This window comes from Pseudomonas sp. AC252 (genome assembly GCF_979258105.1).
This window is the reverse complement of the sequence record NZ_OZ409837.1, coordinates 5680960-5699774: the sequence shown is the minus strand read 5'-3', so window position 1 is coordinate 5699774 and position 18815 is coordinate 5680960. Positions and strand designations below refer to the sequence as shown.

Here is an 18815-nt window from a genome sequence, read left to right as displayed (position 1 = left end):
GCCTCAGAACCTGTGGGAGCTGGCTTGCCAGCGATGGCGTCATTTCAGACAACATCGATGATGCGACTGACGCCCAAGCTCATTCCTGCATTTGCGCCGGGCGGCACACCAGTGAGGCGCGTTCGTAGTTCAGCGCCTTGTCACGCTCGGGCAGTGCATACGGCGCTTCACAGCGCTGGCCTTGCCACTTGATGGTCAAAGTGCCGGCGTCGTCCTCGACCAGGGCCAGGGCCTTGCCGCTCGGGTCGGAGATTGCCAGTTGCTTGCCGGCGGCGTCTTCCAGCGCGGCGCCGAACGGAATCGGCTGGTGCTGTGCGTCGAACAGGGAAAACTGCACCCGGCGCCCGGTCTTGCTCGCATAGCGCGCCAGCACCACCGCACCACGGCGCGGCACCACTTGCTGGGTAGCGTTTTCAATTTCGAAATCGCCGCCCAGATCGCGGGTGTCGAGGCTGATCCAGTTGACCCGATACGGTTGTGCGTTGGAGACCACCGCATACCCATTGCCAGCGGTTTTCGCCCCGGAAAAGCTGGCGATCTTCACGCCTTCAACACCCTCGACCTGGGCCAGCGCGAACGTCTCCCCAACGGTCTGCCCGAGGTTGATGCCACCAGCATGGCCGACGATCGAACCAGCGACATTGAGATTCTGTGAGTTATAGCCACGGCCCTGGCTGTAACCGGCACTGATGTCCATCAATGAGGTTCGCGTGCTGAGGTTGGCCGAACCCGTACTGCCGCCAATGCGACTGTTGCCGCCCTGTACCGAGTAATAGGTGTCGCTGTCTTCGGACAGATAGCCATTGATGCCGACCCGGGTGCTGCTGTCGTCTTTCTGCGTGCTGGCCGAAACGAACGCTCGCGGCGCGCGGGGCTTGGAGCCCAGCGGAAACGACACTGAGAGGTTGAACAGCGTGTCGTTGTTCGCCGGGCCGTAGTTGCCGACATCCTTGGTGTAAGTGGCACTGAGGTTGTAGCTGACATCACCCCAATAGTTGCTGTAGCCGGCTGACAGGCTCTGCGAACCGCCGCGCCCCCAATAACGCTGATCACTGGCGTTAAGGTAGATGCTGCCGAACTGCTGATTGCGCCCCAGGCTCTGGTTGACGGTCAGATCGGTGCGGGTTTTTGAGTTACCGGTGCGCTGCTCGCCCTCGCGGCTCAGCTCCTCGACGTGTTCGCTCAAGGTGCGATAGCCCTCGGTCGAATAGCGATAGGCGGCGAGGGTGAAGTTGGTGTCAGTCCCAGTGAAGGTCTTGGCGTACAACGCGCGCAAGCTGTTGCCCTTGACGGTGCGGCCAAAGGTGCGGCTGTTGGAGTGGGTCAGGTCGAGCGAGATTGCGCCGATCGCCGTATTGCGCCCGGCGCCGATCGACAGTGCCTGGAAATTCTCGGTGGCCTGGGTACCGACAATTGCCGACAGGTTACTGCTGACGCCATAAGCCACGGTGCTGCTGACAAACTCCGGCGTCTGCTGGTCATCGCTGTTGCTGTTGTAGCGGCCCGCCGAGACGCTGTATTTCAGTTGCCCTTCGCGCACCATGATCGGCAGGCTGGAAAACGCCTGCACCGTCACCCGGCGCCGGCCATCGGCTTCGATCACGGTGATCTCCAGATCGCCATTGGAGCCGCTGGGGTAGATATCGCTGATCTCGAACGGCCCGGGCGGCACGTTGGCCGTGTACAGAATGTAGTTGTTCTGGCGAATCTCGACGGTGGCACTCGATCGCGCGATGCCGCGAATCACCGGCGCATAGCCGCGCTCGCTGTCGGCGCGCATGCCATCGTCGGAGGCCAGTTTCAGGCCGCGATAGCGCACGCTGTCGAACAGGTCGGCGTCGGAGAAAATGTCGCCGGCACTGAACTGGCCTTTCAACGCGGTGACGTCATGTTGCAGATAACTGCGGTTACTCTTGAACGTGCTGGGCCGGCCGGTGCTGCTGTTGAAGTTGGACTCGTTGCGCAAGCGCCAGCCGCCGAGGTTGATGCCGTTGCGCAGGCCGACGTTATTGGCAATCGTAGTATTGGCGTCGCTGCTGTTGCGGTTGCTGCTCACCTGATAATTGATGAACGCCGCCGGTACACCTTCGTCCCACAGCGCGGGGTCGACATAACCACGGCGGCCGCGCTCCATCGCGCTCTGCGGCACGCTGACCAGCAAGCGCAGGCGCGGCACGTCGTAGCGCACGGTGGCGTGGTCGATCAGCGCGGGCAGGTCGAGGCAGGCATCCGCATCGGCGACGTCGAGCTTGCCGCTGGCCTGCAACTTGCCAATATCCACGCCCAGTTGCTTGAGCATGTCCAGGGTCAGACAGGCTTCGACCTTGTGACTGTCGGGGAGACGGCGAAAGTCGATATCGCGCCGGCCCACCAGCATATCGTTGCCATACAGATCGACCCGATAAGTGCCGGGCAGAACGCGGCTGCCGGCGAGCAGCGATTGCAGGTCGATGGCGGACGTCGCGCCTTGCAGAAACGAGGTATTGAATTGTTCTTCGGCGTCAGCCAGACAGGTTGTGCTGAAGACCAGAGCGACCGAAAACGGCGCCAGGCCATCGCGCTTGAGTAAAAACATGCAGGAACCCTATATCACCTCCGATACGAACTAACGGAGCGAAGAGAAATACAGTGAAAGTGCGGCTGTAAAAGCGGCACGCGAGTTATGGCGATTCTTTATCCGGGCTGGCGCTCACTTCGGCGCTGCTGGAAAGTTGCGCGACATAACGATCGCGGGCGCCATAGTCGTTGATGCTGCTGAATGACAGGCGCAGGGAGCTGGCCGCGTGACGATGTTTGAGAGCGAACTCTTTTTCTTCACCGGGGGCGATCATCATCGAGTCGAATGGATGCTCGCTGGTAGTGCCGGATTGCAGGGTGATGTCGGCAATCGACACGTGGTACAGGCCGGGATTTTTTACTACCAGCACGCTCTTGCCGGCGCGCTCGGTCAGTCGCCAGGTCACTTCGGCCGGTGCCTGATAGGCATTGTTTTTCAGCCCGGCAGGGCGGAAGAACAGCTTGATCCGTTGGCGCACCGCCAGTTGCAGAGTGTTCGCGGTCTTCGCTGACTGCGGGATCTCTTGCACGTTCAGCCACACCACTGACTCGCGGTCTTTGGGCATGCCGGTGCCTTCGTAGATGACCCGCAGAATCTGCTGCTCGCCGTCGCTGACGCGCACCAGCGGCGGAGTGACGGCGAAGGGCACAGAGGCCTCGTCGCTGTCGGTATCGACCCACGACTGAATCAACACGTCGGCACCGCTGTTACGCACGGTGATGCCAGCTTCTTTGTGCTTGCCGTCGAATATCAGCCGGGTGCTGCTCAGGGAAATGCCGGCCATGGCCTGATTGACGGCGAACAGGCTCAGAAGGCCGACGCAAAGGAACAGGGAAGGACGTATGAACATGAACGATTACCGCGCAGAGTGAAAGAAAGTGCGGGACCGTCCGGCCCCGCACAGTGCTCGATGAAGCTCGCGGTTTATTCGTATTGCAGGGTGAACGGCAGGGTCGCGTCGCCACGGCCGGCAACGGCCAGTTTCGGATCGACAGTGGTCACGTAGGCTGCCGAGAATTTCAGCGTGGTGTTGCTGTCCTGCAGGGTGTTTTCGATGCGTGCGGTGGTCGGGGAGGTCAAATCGATTACCTCGCCGTTGGCATCCAGCAATGCGATACCGATACCTTTGGCAGCACCTAAACCTTCGATCAGTTTCAGGACTTTGGTACCCGCTTCAATGCCCGACCCGCCCTTGGTTGGTTCAAAAATCATGGCAACCTTGGTGCCGGCGTTGCAGTTGATCTTCATGTCGAAGTTCTCGACGCTCAGGGTGCCGTTGCCTTTCGGCGCGGTAGCGGTGCCCATGTCCTTGATCGACACTTCACCCATGTTTACCGAAATGGTTTTTTCCTTGCCGGCGCCTTCGATCGAGCAGGCATCGTTGTTGATATTGCCGGTGAAGTTGATGGTGCCGCTGCCAGCCTTGGTAGGCACAACCGGATCGGCCGCGAGAACATTACCGGCAGCGAAAATCGACAGGGCGAGAAGCGTGCGAGACAGCTTTTTCATGTTGCTTTTCCATTGGTGGGTAAAGACAACACGATAAAATCCGCTCGGGTCCTGCAACATCAGACGATCCCTAGAAGCCGCCAGGTTGCAAGGGGTAACGGTCAGTCAATTGAACAAGTTGCGCTCGATGCAATATGCCAGCAACTCCTGATCACTGCTGACATCCAGTTTGCGCATGGCCGAAATCTTCTGGGTGCTGATGGTTTTTGCACTTCGATTCAGACCTCGGGCAATTTCATTGACGCCTTGCCCCTGAACAAACAAACGCAGGATTTCATGTTCCTTGGGCGACAGTCGGGAAAAGCGTTCATCGAGATCGGCGCCATCGTCCAGTACCGAAGTCGGCGTCGGTTGATGGCCGCGTACCCGTTTGCCCTTGGCGATGGCTTTGAGCGCCACTTCTATTTCAATGTGCAACTGGCTTTTCTGGATGACTGCGAGTACGCCGAGCTCTTGCAGGCGGGTGAGGATCAAAGGATTGGAAATCATGGTCAGCACCAGCACGCGCACTGCGGGAAAGTGGCGGGTCACGTACTCCACCAGTTTCAGGCCGTCACCGTAGGGCGAGTCACCGGGCATGTTGAAATCGGTGATCAACAGGTCTACCGGTTGTGATTTCAGCAGCTCGATCAAACCATCGGAACACACCGCTTCGCCGACCACGCTGAAGCGCCGGTCGCGCTCGACCAGTTCCCGCACCCCCAGCAAAACGATGGGATGATCATCGGCGATGACAACGTTGAAGGTTTCCATGAGTGCTTTATCCAGAGTGAAATTATTCAAGGGCGTCGAGCAGGTCAGTCAGCCGCGCCAGTTGGTGGCGCACTTCCACGGCCAGCGGCGGGGTCATGGCCATGCCGGTCAGGCGGCATTCGAGTTCAACGAACGCGTTGGCCAGCGCCTCGACCTGCACCGCGCCCAGCGCCCCGGCCATGCTGTGCAATTGCTGCGCGACACGGTTGGCGTCGGCTGCATCCAGCGCGCCGAGCGTGGTTTGAATGTCTTTGCGCAGCGTCGAGACAAACAACTCGCGCATCTTCGGCGACAACGTCGGCAAGGGGTCTGCGAGCGGCGCGATGACGGTCTGGCAGTGGTTTTGCAAATGCGCGCGCAGTGTCGCCAGGTTCAGCGGTTTGACCAGCCACGCATTCATGCCCACGGCGGCGCAGCGTTCGCCTTCTTCGCGCAGGGCGTTGGCGGTGACGCCGATGATTGGCAGCATCGCACCCTGTTCGCGCAGCGCTGAAGTCAATTGGTAGCCGTTCATGACCGGCATGTTGACGTCGGTCAGCAGCAGATCGAAGCGCCCCGGTGCCCATTGCGCCAGGGCCTGTTCGCCATTGGCGGCGACGATCACCGAGCAGCCCAGCGCCTCCAGTTGTTCCTTGATGACCGCTGCGTTGATCATGTTGTCCTCGGCCACCAGCACGCGCAGATTCAGCGCTCGGGTCTTTTCCAGAGGCGAGGGAGCGCGGCGCTGATGGGCGTCGTGTCGGGCCAGCGCAATCGCCCAGCCAATCGCGCGGACATCGTCGGCATCGACCTTCCAGTCGCTGCCGATGATTTGCGCCGGGTTGGGGCCGCCCGGTATTGCGGCGATTTGCGGGCCATCGAAAACCGTGGCGTTGGCCAGCGGCGCAAGGTCCACCAGCAGCGCCGAGGACGGCGGCAACTCATGCGTCACCAGACGGCAATCCAGACCGAAGCGGTGCAGCCAGCCGAGCAGATGCTGCGCCAGTTCGGCGACCGGGGCGCGCACATAAACGGCGGCACTGCCGGCCTCGAACGATGGGCAATCGGCGAGGCTGCCCGGCGCGCGATCCAGCGCCAATTGCAAGTTGAAGCGGCTACCGAGCCCAGGTTCGCTGACCACGTTGAGGTCGCCATGCATCAACTCGCACAGCCACTTGCAAATGGCCAGACCGAGACCCGCCCCAGCATGACTGTCGGCCTCGTTGACCTGATAGAAAGGGTCGAACAATTGCTCTTGCTGCGCCTGGGAAATGCCCGCGCCGGAATCGCTGACCTGCCACTGCACCTCGGCGCGGTCATCAGCGTTTTGCAGCACCTGAACGCGTACGACCACACGGCCGTTATCGGTGAACTTGATCGCGTTGCTCAGCAGATTATTGAGGATCTGGCGGATGCGCTGCGCATCGCCAAACAGTTGGTCCGGCAACGTCGCATCGATGCAGGCATACAATTGCAAGCCTTTGCCACGGGCAAACGCGCCGTAGCTGCGCACCACATCTTCGGTCAGCTCCAGCGGGCAGAACGGCCGGCGCTCGAGGTTCATCTGCCCGGCCTCGATCTTCGACACATCCAGCACGTCGCTGATCAGTTTGAACAGGCTGGCCGACGAGCGCTGAATGGTTTCAAGATAGGCCTGCTGACGCGGCGCGAGATCGGTCAGGCCGAGCAGTTCCAGGGTGCCGAGTACGCCATACAACGGCGTGCGGATTTCATGGCTCATGGTCGCCAGAAAGCGGCTCTTGGCCTGATTGGCCGAATCGGCGGCCTGACGGGCGATTTCCAGTGCCGCTGCATCTTCGACATGGCGGGTGACATCGTGCAGCGCACACAGCCACGCGTCCTGGCCCTGATAGCGGGTGGCGATGAAGGCCAGGTGCAAATGCCGATGGTCGATCTCAAGTTCCGCGTGGCCATGGCCAGTCGTGCCTTGTTGTTCGAGCAGGCTGATCAATTCCTCGGTGTCGTGCCATTGCTGGGCGCGCTGGTTTTCCAGCAAGACCTGATGATCACGACGGCTGATCACGCATAGACCGGTGGGTGCGGTATCGATGAGCGCACGGCTGAACGCTTCACTTTCGGCGATGCTGGCGTGGGCAATCCGGGCGGGCAGAATTACCCGTTGCGCGTACCAGCGATTCAGCGCGCGGCCGCAGGCGAGCAGTGCCAGAACCAGGCCCAACAGGCACAGCAATGGCCATAGCGCGTAATCGAGAAAGCTCTGCACACTGATCACATAGATCGCCGTCCAGTGCTGTTCGCCGGGGCTGCTCAGCTTGAACACCAGACCGTCGCGGGTCAGGTTCGCGCCTTCATCGAGCACCTGATCAGGCTTGAGCTCGCCGATCAACACCGTGCCGCTGGGCGTGATCAGGGTGAAGTCGTCATAGATCGACCACTCCATCAAACGCTCGATGTTGTTGACCTGTGACAGCTTCAGCAGCGAACCGAGCACTATCCAGGAATTCGCCCCTTCGATGGCCAGCGTCGGTTTGCTCAGGTTGATCCGCACATAAGCGAGCAGGCTCGGGGTAACGTTGTCGACCGCAGCGAACGGGTAGGGCACCCAGTGCACTTGCGCCGAAGTCTGCGCGCGCCGTTGCAGATTCTTTTGGGTCATGATCTCGACGAAGGTGCTGATCTGCGTCTGCCCGGCACCGCGCAAGCGGCCGGCAGCGGGCACGGCGATATCGAAATTGTCCGGCCCATTGAGCAGGATCACCTGCGGCGACTGGTAATGCGAGGCCGCCCAGAAAGCGCTGTAATACGCCGCCAGATAGCTGCCGAGGGCAAACACTTTGGGGTATTGGCTGGGGGCGATTCGCTCGGGATCGATCTTGACGCTGAACGGCAGCGAGAACGGCAGGCCACGGCCCTCATAGATGTTCGGCCCTTCCTCGGGCAAACGCTTTTGCATCACCGGCGGCGCCACGGTTTCCGGAAAGTACTCGCCCTTGTCGCTGGCCCGTGAGATATCGCCGAGAAACGCTTCCTGCTCGCGAATGTTTTCCATCAGCCGGGCGAAGTGGAACTGCATCGTATCGCGCTGTTCCTCGACCATGCGCTGGACGCCGAGATAGCTGATGCCCAGCAACAGCAAAACCAGCGCGCCGAGGATCAGCAAACCCTTGTTCAGGCGCAGCGAGCTGCTGGCGAGTTTTTCCAGCAAGGCATTGGGATGCGGCATCAACACGCCCGGTCAGTGAAAGTGATTACGCGAGTGAACATGGATGGCCTCGATGGCAAGTGGTGATCGTCCACTGCGTTGTGCGGGTCACCAGACATTTGCCGGGCCGTCGTGGCTGAGCAACTGCTGGAACTGCTCCGAAGACACCGCGTGGGAAATCAGGAAACCCTGAACCTGAGTGCAGTCGATCTTACGCAACAGAGCAAGTTCTTGCGCGGTTTCCACGCCTTCGGCCACTACCGTCAGGCCCAGTTGTCGACCCAGCGTGACAATACTGGTCAGCGCTTGCGCCAGTTCGGCGTTGCTGTTGCAACCCTGAACCAGTGCGCGGTCGATTTTCAGTTCGGTAAAAGGCGCCGACACCAGGTTCATGTAAGAGCTGTAGCCTTTGCCGAAATCATCCTGGGACAAGCCGAAGCCCTTGATCCGCAAGCGGCAGGCCCCGGCGTAGAAATTGCTGATGTCATCGGGCACCGAGCACTCCATCAGCTCGAAACAGATCCGCGCTGGCAACCCGTCGTGTTGCAGGACAAACGCGAGGATGCGATCGGGCAGGTCGTGGCTGTTGAGCAAGTGCGTGGGCAGGTTGATCGACACCGGAATGTCATAGCCTTGCTGGCGCCATATGGCTTGGGCGTTGATGGACTGTTCGAGCATGCGCCAGAGCAGATGCTCTTCAAGGTCGTGGGCGATCAGCGCCGGTAGAAACAGCCCCGGCAACAGCGTGCCATGGTCGGGGTGAACCCAGCGCACCAGTGCTTCGGCGGCGACGATGCGGCCATTGTCCAGTGCCTTTTTGGGTTGAAACCATGCTTGCAGCTCAGCGTTGCCCAGTGCACGCAAAAGACTTTTCCGATCGATACCGGCATGCATGGCAACAGGCGCATCCTGACGCAATGCCCGCAACTGTTCGATCAGGCAGCGCAATGCCGCGCTGTTGACCGGTTTGGAAATCAGCCCGATGACTTTCACTTGCAGGTTGCTCGCCACCAGGCTCGCGCCCATCAGCATGCGCCGCGAGGCGGCGCTCATGATCGCCAGGGCCGGGCGCGATTTCTGCGTGGCGAGGCCCTGAATGAACTGCACGCCGTCCATGCCCGGCATCAGCAGATCGGTGAGCACCAGATCGAACTCGCGGTTCTTCAGACGGCACAAGGCTTCTTCGCCGTCCCGGGCAAATTCCAGATCGAACACACCCAGTTCGTTGAACAGGTTCTGCAAGTACAGATGCTGGAACGGGTGATCTTCGACTATCAGCAGGCTAGAGGACTTCATCGGCGACTCGTTGGTAGGGAGCCAGTAAGGTCGACAAGGCTCGCAACGTGAAAGGTTTGATCAGGCAATGATTCATCCCGGCGGCCAGGCACAACGCCTCTTCGCCGCGCAGGGCGTTGGCGGTGGCGCCGATGATCGGCGTGGTGCAGCCCAGGCGCCGCAAGGCCTTGGCCAGCTCATAACCGTTGAGGCGCGGCATGTTCACGTCAGTCAGCACGACATCGAAGCTGTCGTCCTGCCACAGCGACAGGGCTTCTTCACCATCGCTGGCGAGCGCCACGGTGCAGCCCAGTTCCTGCAATTGGTCGCGCAGGATCAGTTGGTTGATCGCATTGTCTTCGGCAACGAGGATGTGCAGGTGTAACGGCGCCAGCGCCTGGGGTCGCGCGGGGCACTGATGGTCGATGACGGTGCCGCCCTGCGCCTGACACACGGCCTGGCGGATCGCGGCCAGATCGTTCAGGTTGACGAGCCAGCCGTCGCCTTTGCTCAGCGACTCCCACGCGCCATCGCCGCTCGCCAGAATCCGCGGCCCTGACCAGTGCAGTTCGCTGCGTTGTTCCATCGGCGCAGGCCACAACTCAAGCAACACGCCATCGTCGCCACCGTCGTGGCTGGCCGGTGCGCCGATATGCGGCAGAGCGCCCCAGCGACGCAGCCAGCCAGCGAGGCTCTCGGCCAGCTCGCGCACCGGCGACACCACGTAAACGGTATCGGCCGCGAGCTTCGGCTTGCCTTCAGGCTGCGCATTACCCGAGCGCTGTTCCAGCGGCAAGGTCAGGGAAAAACTGCTGCCCAGCCCCGGCTCGCTGACCATGCGCAGGGTGCCATTCATCAGATGGGTCAGGCGCAGGCAAATCGGCAGGCCCAGGCCGGTGCCCGGCACCTCATGGCTGTTGCCTTGGGTCTGGTAGAACGGTTCGAAGATACAGGCTTGATCCGCGTGGGCGATCCCGCGCCCGGTGTCCGAGACCTGCCATTGCAGGCAAACGCGTTCGCCTTCGCGTGTCAGCACTTTGACTCGCAATACCACGCGCCCGGAATCGGTGAATTTGACCGCGTTGCTCAACAGGTTATTAAGAATCTGCCGTAGACGACTGACATCGCCGATCAAGCTGTCGGGCAGTTGCGGGTCAAAGCAGGCGTACAGCTGCAAGCCCTTGCTCTGTGCCGCTGCCGCGTAGCCCTGAACGGCTTCTTGCGCGAGCGCTACGACGGAAAAATCACTGAGTTCCAGCGCCAGTTGCCCGGCCTCGATTTTCGACACATCGAGCACGTCGCAGATCAATTGCAGCAGGGTCGCCGATGAGCCTTCGATCGCTCGCAAGTAACCTTTCTGCTGGGCGTCGAGCCGGGTGCGAGCGAGCAACTCCAAAGTGCCGAGCACGCCATACAGCGGCGTGCGAATTTCGTGGCTCATGGTCGCCAGAAACAGGGTTTTCGCTTCGTTGGCGGCATCGGCCGACTGGCGCGCCTGCTCCAGCGCCGCTTCGATCTGGCGACGCGCGCTGATGTCGCTGAAAGCGCAAAGCAATACGTCCTCGCCCTTGTAACGGGTCGGCGCGCAGCTCAGGTACAGGTGGCGGCCGTCGGCGGTTTCGAAATAGTCGGTCAGGCACGGCGCGTTTTCTGCAAATGCTGCGCGGATCCAGCCGGGGCCGAGTTGTTCGCTGCAGGCGCCCAGCCATTGCTGCGCCAGCGTGTTTTCCAGCACCACTCGAGCGTCGCTGCGGCGTAACACGCAGAGCGCCACTGGCGCGGTCTGAATCACGTCGCGGCTGAACAGCTCGCTTTCGACCAAGGCTTGAATCCGTTGCAGGGTCGGCATGATGAAGCGATGCTCCAGGCGCCGAATCAACAGCCACACCAGGCTGATACTGGCCACGCAGAACACCAGCGCGCCAAGCATCTGTGGCCACAATGCCCACAGCACGGCCAGCAAGTCGATGGAGTAGGTCAACTGCCAGTCCGACGATTTCAGCTGTTTGCGCAACACCAATTGCTCGGGCAGCCAGCCGTCGCCGACGAAGCCGAAGAAATCCTGCTGGCGCAGCAGCGGCAGATCCTGCCCGGGCGGCGGCTTGTGGCTGTTGCTGAAGAGCGGCATGCCTTGCGAGTTGAACATGGTGAACTCGCCAGCGCTGTGGTCGCTCAATGCGTTGGAGACTTCACGGTCGTCCATCTCCAAACCGAGCCAGCCGGAATCGAGGTCGCGATCATCCAGACGAATAAAGATGTACAGCTGCGAGTGCCCTTGCGCGTTGTGGGTCAGCCAGATTTCCTTGAGGGCGCTAGTGTTGTCACGCTTGAGGGTTTCCAGGCGCTCGAGCATCGCGCCGGGGAAGTCGCCGGCCATCGGCGTTGTGTTGTACAGGCGCCAGACCTGCGCCTCGGCGCCGCTACTGACGTAGAGCAGGTTCAGTTTGCGTGCTTGCAGATAGTCGCGCATGCGCTCGGTCAGCCAGATACTCCATTGCTTGCCCGAGGGCTGTCCGAGCAACAGGCGAATTTCCTCTTCAGACAGCGGCGCGCTTAACGCGGTCTGCCGGGTCGCCGACAAACTCAGGCTTTCCAGCAGCGCCTCGCGGGTGGTGAAAAAGGTGTGCGCCTCGGCAATGGCGCTGCTCATGTAGCTGCGCCGCTGAGAAATCTCGTTATTGAAGGTGAACAGCAGGAAGCTGTACACGCCGCCGAGGATGCCCACCAGCAATACCCACGCGAAAATGCGCAACAAGCGTCGCGCAGCGTGAGGCGTGGACAGCACCGGGCTGATCTGATGGAGGTAGTTCTTCAATCGCATGCCGGCACAGTAGGGGTGCCCGGGCAGGACGAAAATCAGACGATTCTTAAAGACTTCACAAGTAATTGACGATGAAGGTCACTTCGGTATTGGCGCTGCCGGCGCTGAGCTCTTCATTGCCCAGGCGGTAATACGCGGCTGACAACGGGATCTTGAAATTGAGCCCGGTGGTGGTGAAAGCATCGAACGGGTAGATCGTGTCGAAAGCGATTGGCTGGCCCGCTTCATTCATCACTTGCAGGCCGATGCCTTTGGCGGTGGAGCCGGCATTCAGTGCGACTATGCCCTTGGTCGCATCGATCACCTGTGTGTTGGCCTTGAGCGAATAGGTGACTTTCTTGATGCCGGTCTGGCATTGGTTCAGGGCAATATCGAAGCGCACCGTGCGCGGCTTGGCGCCGGCTTCGCGAAATTCATGAAGTTGATAATCGTCGCCCATCGCCACCGGCACGGAAGGTGTCTCGCAGGAGGCGGCGTTCAGTACGATGGGGTTCATCAGGTTGAGTTTTTTCAGGATCAGATCATCGTCCTGCAGGCTGCCCAGATACCCTGCATCGATGTTGACTTTCGGTGCCAGCGCGCCGGTCTTGACGATTTCCAGGCGCACCGAATTTGCACCGAAACCATAGCTGGTGTTGGGTGCAATGGCCTGCGGCGCTGATTGGTAGCGGTCCAGTGCAGTGAACCAGATGCGGTAGGACAAGCCGCTTTTGCCTAACGGAAAAAGAGTTTCCGTACCGCTGGCGGTGCCCAGTTTCGGATTCATCAGAAAGCCGAACATGGACGTCTTCGAGCAGCTCCAGATGTGCCCGACCGACTGCACGGTGTCCTGATAAACCACGGTGCCATTGGGTGTGTCGGCAGCAATGTTCAGAGTCGAACTGGCCAGGCTGGCGCCAAAGTTGAGGGTGTCGAGTTTCGAATCGACTGCCACGCAGCTGCCAGCCATGGCATTCGAAGCGCAGGCAAGCAGGGTGACTGCGGTACAGAACAGGAGCGAGCGCTGGATTTGGAAACGCTTCATGAAGAGGGCTTTTCGTGTCGGCGGATGAGCGGCGTACGTTAGCCACGGCACTCAAGCCTGAATATCAGGCGATTCCTAGAAGACGCAGACGCTCCCCACTTGCAATGCGTGCCCTGTGGGAGCGAGCCTGCTCGCGATGAGGCCATCAGCCGCACCATTGGTGGTAATGAGACGACGCCTTCGCGAGCAAGCCCGCTCCCACAATGCCTGTGTTTTCCCTGCGCAAATGCGTGCCCTGTGGGAGCGAGCCTGCTCGCGATGAGGCCATCAGCCGCACCATTGGTGGTGAATGAGACGACGCCTTCGCGAGCAAGCCCGCTCCCACAATGCCTGTGTTTTCCCTGCGCAAATGCGTTCCCTGTAGGAGTGAGCCTGCTCGCGATGAGGCCGTCAGCCGCACCATCGATGGTGAATGAAAGGGCGCCTTCGCGAGCAAGCCCGCTCCCACACTGCATGTGTTTTTCCTGAACCAATGCGTTTCCTGTAGGAGTGAGCCTGCTCGCGATGAGGCCGTCAGCCGCACCATCGATGGTGAATGAGACGACGCCTTCGCGAGCAAGCCCGCTCCCACACTGCATGTGTTTTCGCTGCACCAATGCGTTCCCTGTGGGAGCGAGCCTGCTCGCGAATGCGGTCGCCCGTGCAATAAAACCCAGCCCACTGGTCAACTAATTACCAAGCCCCCTAACTATTGCGTTGACATTCGCTGCCTAAGCAGTAACATCTCGACATACATTCACTGCCTAGGCAGTTATCAGGTCGAACCATGAAGCATTTCACCCCGGAAGAATTCAAACATTGCCACCTAGGCTTGTTGCTCGGTCGTGCCGCGCTGCTCAAGGACCGGATCATCGATACCCACATGGAACCCCACGGCATCACCGCCGCGCAGTTCAAGGTGTTGATCATCATGGCCCAGTTCGGCGTCGACACCCCGGCCGAGCTGTGCCGGCATCTGTCGCTCGATAGCGGGTCGATGACGCGCATGCTCGATCGTCTCGAGCAGAAGGCTTTTCTGATTCGCCAACGCAGCGAAGACGACCGCCGGCAGGTGCAACTGAAACTGACCGAACAGGGCCAGCAACTGACCGATCGCCTGCCGCAGATCGGTGCCGATGCGATGAATGAGCTGGCCGGCGCGATCTCCCGCGAGGAGTTGAAGAACCTGGAATACATCCTCAAGAAAATCCTGCTGGCTGCCGGTGACCCGATCACCCTCCAGCGCTTAGGTGACCACAATGAGCGCTAAGACCTTGCGCAGCAGCCTGACGCTGCTGCTGTCGGCGATGATCCTCGCCGGTTGCGCCAATTACAGCGGCCTCGACACTGAAGGCCAGCGCCTCGACGCGGCGCAACTGCAGACAGCGCAGTCTCTCGACGGCGTCACGCTGTCACCGGCGGCGTGGCCGAAAAGCGATTGGTGGAGCAGCCTCGGCGATCCGCAGCTCGACGGCCTAATCCGTGAAGCCCTGCACGACAGCCCGGACATGCAGATCGCCGAAGCCCGCGCCCACCAGGCCAGTGCGGCAGCGTATGCCGCCGATGCCGAGCGTTATCCGACCCTCGACGCCAGCGCCGGCATCAGCCGTTCGCGTCTGGCACGCGACCAGGATCCGCGCGGGCAGGGCGGTGCCTATGCGACGGTGCGCAATGTCAGCGCCGGCTTCAATTACAACTTCGACTTGTGGGGCGGCCAGCGCGATGCCTGGGAAGCTGCACTCGGCGAGGCCCGTGCTGCTGAAGTCGACCGTCAGGCCGCGCAGCTGACACTCGCCGCTGACGTCGCTCGCGCCTACAGCGATCTCGGTCAGGCGCACATCGTTTATGACCTCGCCAGCGAAGACCTCAAGCGCACCCGGCAAATGCTTGATCTCAGCCAGCGCCGCTTGAGTTCGGGGATCGACAGCCAGTACCAGTTCCAGCAAACCCAGAGTCTTGAGGCCAGTTCTCAGGCCAGCCTGATCGACGCGGAAAAACGCTTGAACAGCGCGAAAATCGCCTTGGCGGTATTGCTCGGCAAAGGCCCGGATCGCGGCAACGAGATCGCCCGACCGAAAGTCCTGCAGGCCAGCGCCGTGGCAGTGCCGTCGGTATTGCCGGCGGAACTGCTCGGGCGCCGCCCGGATCTGGTCGCGGCGCGCTGGCGCGTCGAAGCGGCGAGCAAAGACATCGATGCGGCGAAAACCCGCTTCTATCCCAACCTCAACCTGTCGGCTTCGGCCGGCGCCGAGTCGTTGTTGGGTGATGCGATGTTCGGCTCGGCCAGTCGCTTCTTCAACATTGCCCCGACCATTTCCGTGCCGATCTTCGATGGCGGCCGCCTGCGCGCCAACCTCGATGCCCGCGACGCCGATTACGATCTGGCGGTGGCGCAGTACAACAAGAGTCTGGTCAAAGCCCTCGGCGATGTCGGCGACACCATCAATCAGCTGCGCGATATCGGCCGGCAGATCGGTGCGCAGCAACACGCCACCGACATCGCTCAGGATTCTTACAACACCGTCGTCCAGCGTTACGGTTCCGGCATCGGCAACTACCTGGACGTGCTCAGCATCGAGCAGCAATTGCTCCAGGCCCAGCGTCAGCTGGCGACCCTCAATGCCGAGCAGATCGACCTGTCGATTCAACTGATGCAAGCGCTGGGCGGCGGCTTTCAGGGTGAAAACCTGAACGCAGCCAACGCCAGCCCCGCCTCGTCGCACCCATAATTCAAGGTATTTGTCATGGCCACTGCCGAAAACACCCAAGCTCAAGACAACACCCCGGACACCGGCAACCCGCGCAAACGCAAGGTGATGCTGCTGGCCCTCGCGGTGGTCGTCCTGCTCGCCATAGCCGGCGTGTGGGCCTATCACGAATTTATCGGGCGCTTTAATGAAAGCACTGACGATGCCTACGTCAACGGCAACGTCGTGGAGATCACGCCGCTGGTCACCGGCACCGTGGTCAGCATCGGTGCCGACGACGGTGATCTGGTCCACGAAGGCCAGGTGCTGGTCAACTTCGATCCCAACGACGCCGAAGTCGGCCTGCAAAGTGCCAAAGCGAAACTGGCGCGCACCGTGCGTCAGGTGCGCGGTTTGTATAGCAACGTCGACGGCATGAAAGCCCAGGTCAATGCGCAACAGGCCGAGGTGCAGAAGGCGCAAGACAACTACAACCGACGCAAGAATCTCGCGCAGGGCGGGGCGATTTCCCAGGAAGAACTGTCCCACGCCCGCGACGACCTGACCTCGGCGCAGAACGCTCTGGCCAACGCCAGACAGCAACTGAAAACCACCAGCGCACTGGTCGACGACACTGTGGTCTCGTCGCATCCGGATGTGATGTCGGCGGCTGCCGATCTGCGTCAGGCGTACCTGACCAATGCGCGCAGCACCTTGATCGCGCCGGTCACCGGTTACGTCGCCAAGCGCACCGTGCAACTCGGCCAGCGTGTGCAGCCGGGCACCGCGTTGATGGCGGTGATTCCGCTGGATCAGTTGTGGATCGACGCCAACTTCAAGGAAACCCAACTGCGTGACATGCGCATCGGTCAGCCAGTGGATATCGAGGCCGACATTTACGGCAGCGACGTGAAATACAGCGGCACCGTCGACAGCCTCGGCGCCGGTACCGGTAGCGCGTTTGCTCTGCTGCCGGCGCAGAACGCCACCGGTAACTGGATCAAGATCGTTCAGCGCGTGCCGGTGCGTATCCACATCAATGCCGAAGAGCTGGCCAGGCACCCGCTGCGTGTCGGTCTGTCGACCAATGTCGAGGTCAATCTGCACGACCAAAGCGGCCCGGTGCTGGCCCAGCAACCGCCACAAAAGGCCTCGTTCAGCACCAATGTGTATGACCGCCAACTGGCCGAAGCGGACGCGATGATTGCCCAGTTGATTCACGACAACAGCGCCGCTGCGGGCAAGACCGCGCAGCGCTGATCCGAGATTTTGACACTTCCTCTTGTGGGAGCGAGCTTGCTCGCGAAAGCGGAGTGTCAATCACAGTTGATTTGTCTGTTACACCGCCTTCGCGAGCAAGCTCGCTCCCACAGGGGTTGCGGTGTTCATCGGTACGCAGCGCCAACCCGGTTTCATAGGATCCACCATGAGCAATAACGCTTCTTTCACGCCGCCCAGCCTGTTGCTCAGCACTATCGGCCTGTCGCTGGCGACGTTCATGCAAGTGCTCGACACGACCATCGCCAACGTGGCGCTGCCGACGATTTCCGGCAACCTCGGGGTGAGTTCGGAGCAGGGCACCTGGGTGATCACTTCGTTCGCCGTGAGCAACGCGATTGCGCTGCCGCTGACCGGTTGGCTGAGCCGCCGCTTCGGCGAGGTGAAGCTGTTTCTGTGGGCAACGATGCTATTTGTGCTGGCGTCGTTTCTCTGCGGTATCTCGACGTCGATGCCTGAGCTGATCGGCTTTCGTGTGCTGCAAGGTCTGGTCGCCGGGCCGCTGTATCCGATGACGCAGACCCTGCTGATCGCGGTCTATCCGCCGGCGAAACGCGGGATGGCCCTGGCGCTGCTGGCGATGGTCACGGTGGTCGCGCCCATCGCCGGGCCGATTCTCGGCGGCTGGATCACCGACAGTTACAGCTGGCCGTGGATCTTCTTTATCAACGTGCCGATCGGCATTTTTGCGGTGATGGTGGTCCGTTCGCAACTGGCGAAACGGCCGGTGGTCACCAGTCGCCAGCCGATGGATTACGTCGGTCTGATAACGTTGATCATCGGTGTCGGCGCGTTGCAGGTGATCCTCGACAAGGGCAATGACCTGGACTGGTTCGAATCGAACTTCATCATTGTCGGCGCCGCGATATCCGTGGTCGCGCTGGCGGTATTCGTGATCTGGGAAATGACTGACCGCCATCCGGTGGTCAACCTGCGCCTGTTTGCCTATCGCAACTTCCGCATCGGCACGCTGGTGCTGGTCTTGGGTTACGCCGGCTTCTTCGGCATCAACCTGATCCTGCCGCAGTGGTTGCAGACGCAAATGGGCTACACCGCGACCTGGGCGGGACTTGCCGTGGCGCCGATCGGGATTCTGCCGGTGCTGCTGTCGCCATTTGTCGGCAAGTATGCGCACAAGTTCGATCTGCGACTGCTCGCCGGCATTGCGTTTCTGGCGATCGGCCTGAGCTGCTTCATGCGTGCCGAGTTCACCAATGAGGTCGACTTCCAGCACATCGCGCTGGTGCAGTTGTTCATGGGCATCGGCGTGGCGCTGTTCTTCATGCCGACCCTGAGCATTCTGATGTCGGACTTGCCGCCAAGCCAGATTGCCGACGGCGCCGGTCTGGCGACTTTCCTGCGGACACTGGGCGGCAGCTTCGCGGCCTCGCTGACCACGTGGATCTGGATTCGCCGGGCCGATCAGCATCATGCGTATATGAGCGAAAGCATCAGCACGTTTGAGCCTGCCACCCGCGAGACCTTGAATCAGTTGGGTGGGGCGAGTCAGTCGGCGTATGCGCAGATGGATCAGATTCTGACCAGCCAGGCGTACATGCTCTCCACCGTGGATTACTTCACGTTGCTGGGCTGGGGGTTCATGGGGTTGATTCTGATTGTGTGGCTGGCTAAGCCGCCGTTTGCCGCGAAGGCCGGGCCAGCCGCGTCCGGACATTGAGGCAACACATAACCTGTGGGAGCGGGCTTGCCCGCGATGGCGGATTTTCAGTCAACAGAGATGTTGAATGTGATGGCCTCATCGCGGGCAA

The 18815-nt window shown here is 60.9% G+C and carries 12 protein-coding genes; 4 read left to right on the top strand and 8 right to left on the bottom strand.

Annotated features, from left to right (window positions below):
• Positions 1–79 precede the first annotated feature (79 nt).
• From ACZZZ4_RS25850 to ACZZZ4_RS25815, 8 genes are all read right to left on the bottom strand, one after another.
• The gene (locus tag ACZZZ4_RS25850) at positions 80–2575 is read right to left on the bottom strand and encodes a fimbria/pilus outer membrane usher protein (RefSeq protein WP_463549135.1); all 2496 of its coding nucleotides are present in this window, start codon (positions 2573–2575) and stop codon (positions 80–82) included.
• An 85-nt stretch (positions 2576–2660) separates the two neighbouring features.
• Positions 2661–3407: a fimbrial biogenesis chaperone gene (locus ACZZZ4_RS25845; protein WP_129999571.1), complete on the bottom strand. Its 747-nt coding sequence runs from the start codon at positions 3405–3407 to the stop codon at positions 2661–2663.
• A gap of 74 nt (positions 3408–3481) precedes the next feature.
• Positions 3482–4066, bottom strand: a complete 585-nt coding sequence (locus ACZZZ4_RS25840; protein WP_129999570.1) for a fimbrial protein — start codon at positions 4064–4066, stop codon at positions 3482–3484.
• Positions 4067–4171: 105 nt separating this feature from the next.
• The gene (locus ACZZZ4_RS25835; RefSeq protein ID WP_463549134.1) at positions 4172–4819 is read right to left on the bottom strand and encodes a response regulator; all 648 of its coding nucleotides are present in this window, start codon (positions 4817–4819) and stop codon (positions 4172–4174) included.
• Positions 4820–4841: 22 nt separating this feature from the next.
• Positions 4842–8003 carry a hybrid sensor histidine kinase/response regulator gene (locus ACZZZ4_RS25830; protein ID WP_463549133.1) on the bottom strand — a complete coding sequence of 1054 codons (3162 nt, stop codon included), beginning with the start codon at positions 8001–8003 and terminating at the stop codon, positions 4842–4844.
• An 87-nt stretch (positions 8004–8090) separates the two neighbouring features.
• On the bottom strand, positions 8091–9278 hold the full coding sequence (gene pvrR / locus ACZZZ4_RS25825) for a response regulator cyclic di-GMP phosphodiesterase PvrR (RefSeq protein ID WP_463549132.1): 1188 nt from the start codon (positions 9276–9278) through the stop codon (positions 8091–8093).
• Positions 9265–12078, bottom strand: a complete 2814-nt coding sequence (locus ACZZZ4_RS25820) for an ATP-binding protein (protein WP_463549131.1) — start codon at positions 12076–12078, stop codon at positions 9265–9267. Before ACZZZ4_RS25820 ends, pvrR begins: the two co-directional genes overlap by 14 nt.
• A 55-nt stretch (positions 12079–12133) precedes the next feature.
• Complete coding sequence (locus tag ACZZZ4_RS25815) at positions 12134–13102, bottom strand: fimbrial protein (RefSeq protein ID WP_332769731.1); 969 nt, start codon at positions 13100–13102, stop codon at positions 12134–12136.
• 766 nt (positions 13103–13868) lie between these two features.
• On the opposite strand from ACZZZ4_RS25815, the gene ACZZZ4_RS25810 reads away from it, so the two are divergent.
• The 4 genes from ACZZZ4_RS25810 (at position 13869) to ACZZZ4_RS25795 (ending at position 18724) form a co-directional block, all read left to right on the top strand.
• Entirely contained in the window at positions 13869–14351 is a 483-nt protein-coding gene (locus ACZZZ4_RS25810) for a MarR family winged helix-turn-helix transcriptional regulator (RefSeq protein ID WP_415762065.1), read from the top strand.
• On the top strand, positions 14341–15810 hold the full coding sequence (locus ACZZZ4_RS25805) for an efflux transporter outer membrane subunit (RefSeq protein WP_463549130.1): 1470 nt from the start codon (positions 14341–14343) through the stop codon (positions 15808–15810). The genes ACZZZ4_RS25810 and ACZZZ4_RS25805 overlap by 11 nt, the downstream gene beginning before the upstream one ends.
• A 15-nt stretch (positions 15811–15825) precedes the next feature.
• Positions 15826–17028 (top strand): HlyD family secretion protein, encoded by a 1203-nt coding sequence (locus ACZZZ4_RS25800; protein WP_463549129.1) that lies wholly within the window; start codon positions 15826–15828, stop codon positions 17026–17028.
• 166 nt (positions 17029–17194) lie between these two features.
• Positions 17195–18724 carry a DHA2 family efflux MFS transporter permease subunit gene (locus tag ACZZZ4_RS25795; protein ID WP_039763332.1) on the top strand — a complete coding sequence of 510 codons (1530 nt, stop codon included), beginning with the start codon at positions 17195–17197 and terminating at the stop codon, positions 18722–18724.
• Positions 18725–18815: the final 91 nt, after the last annotated feature.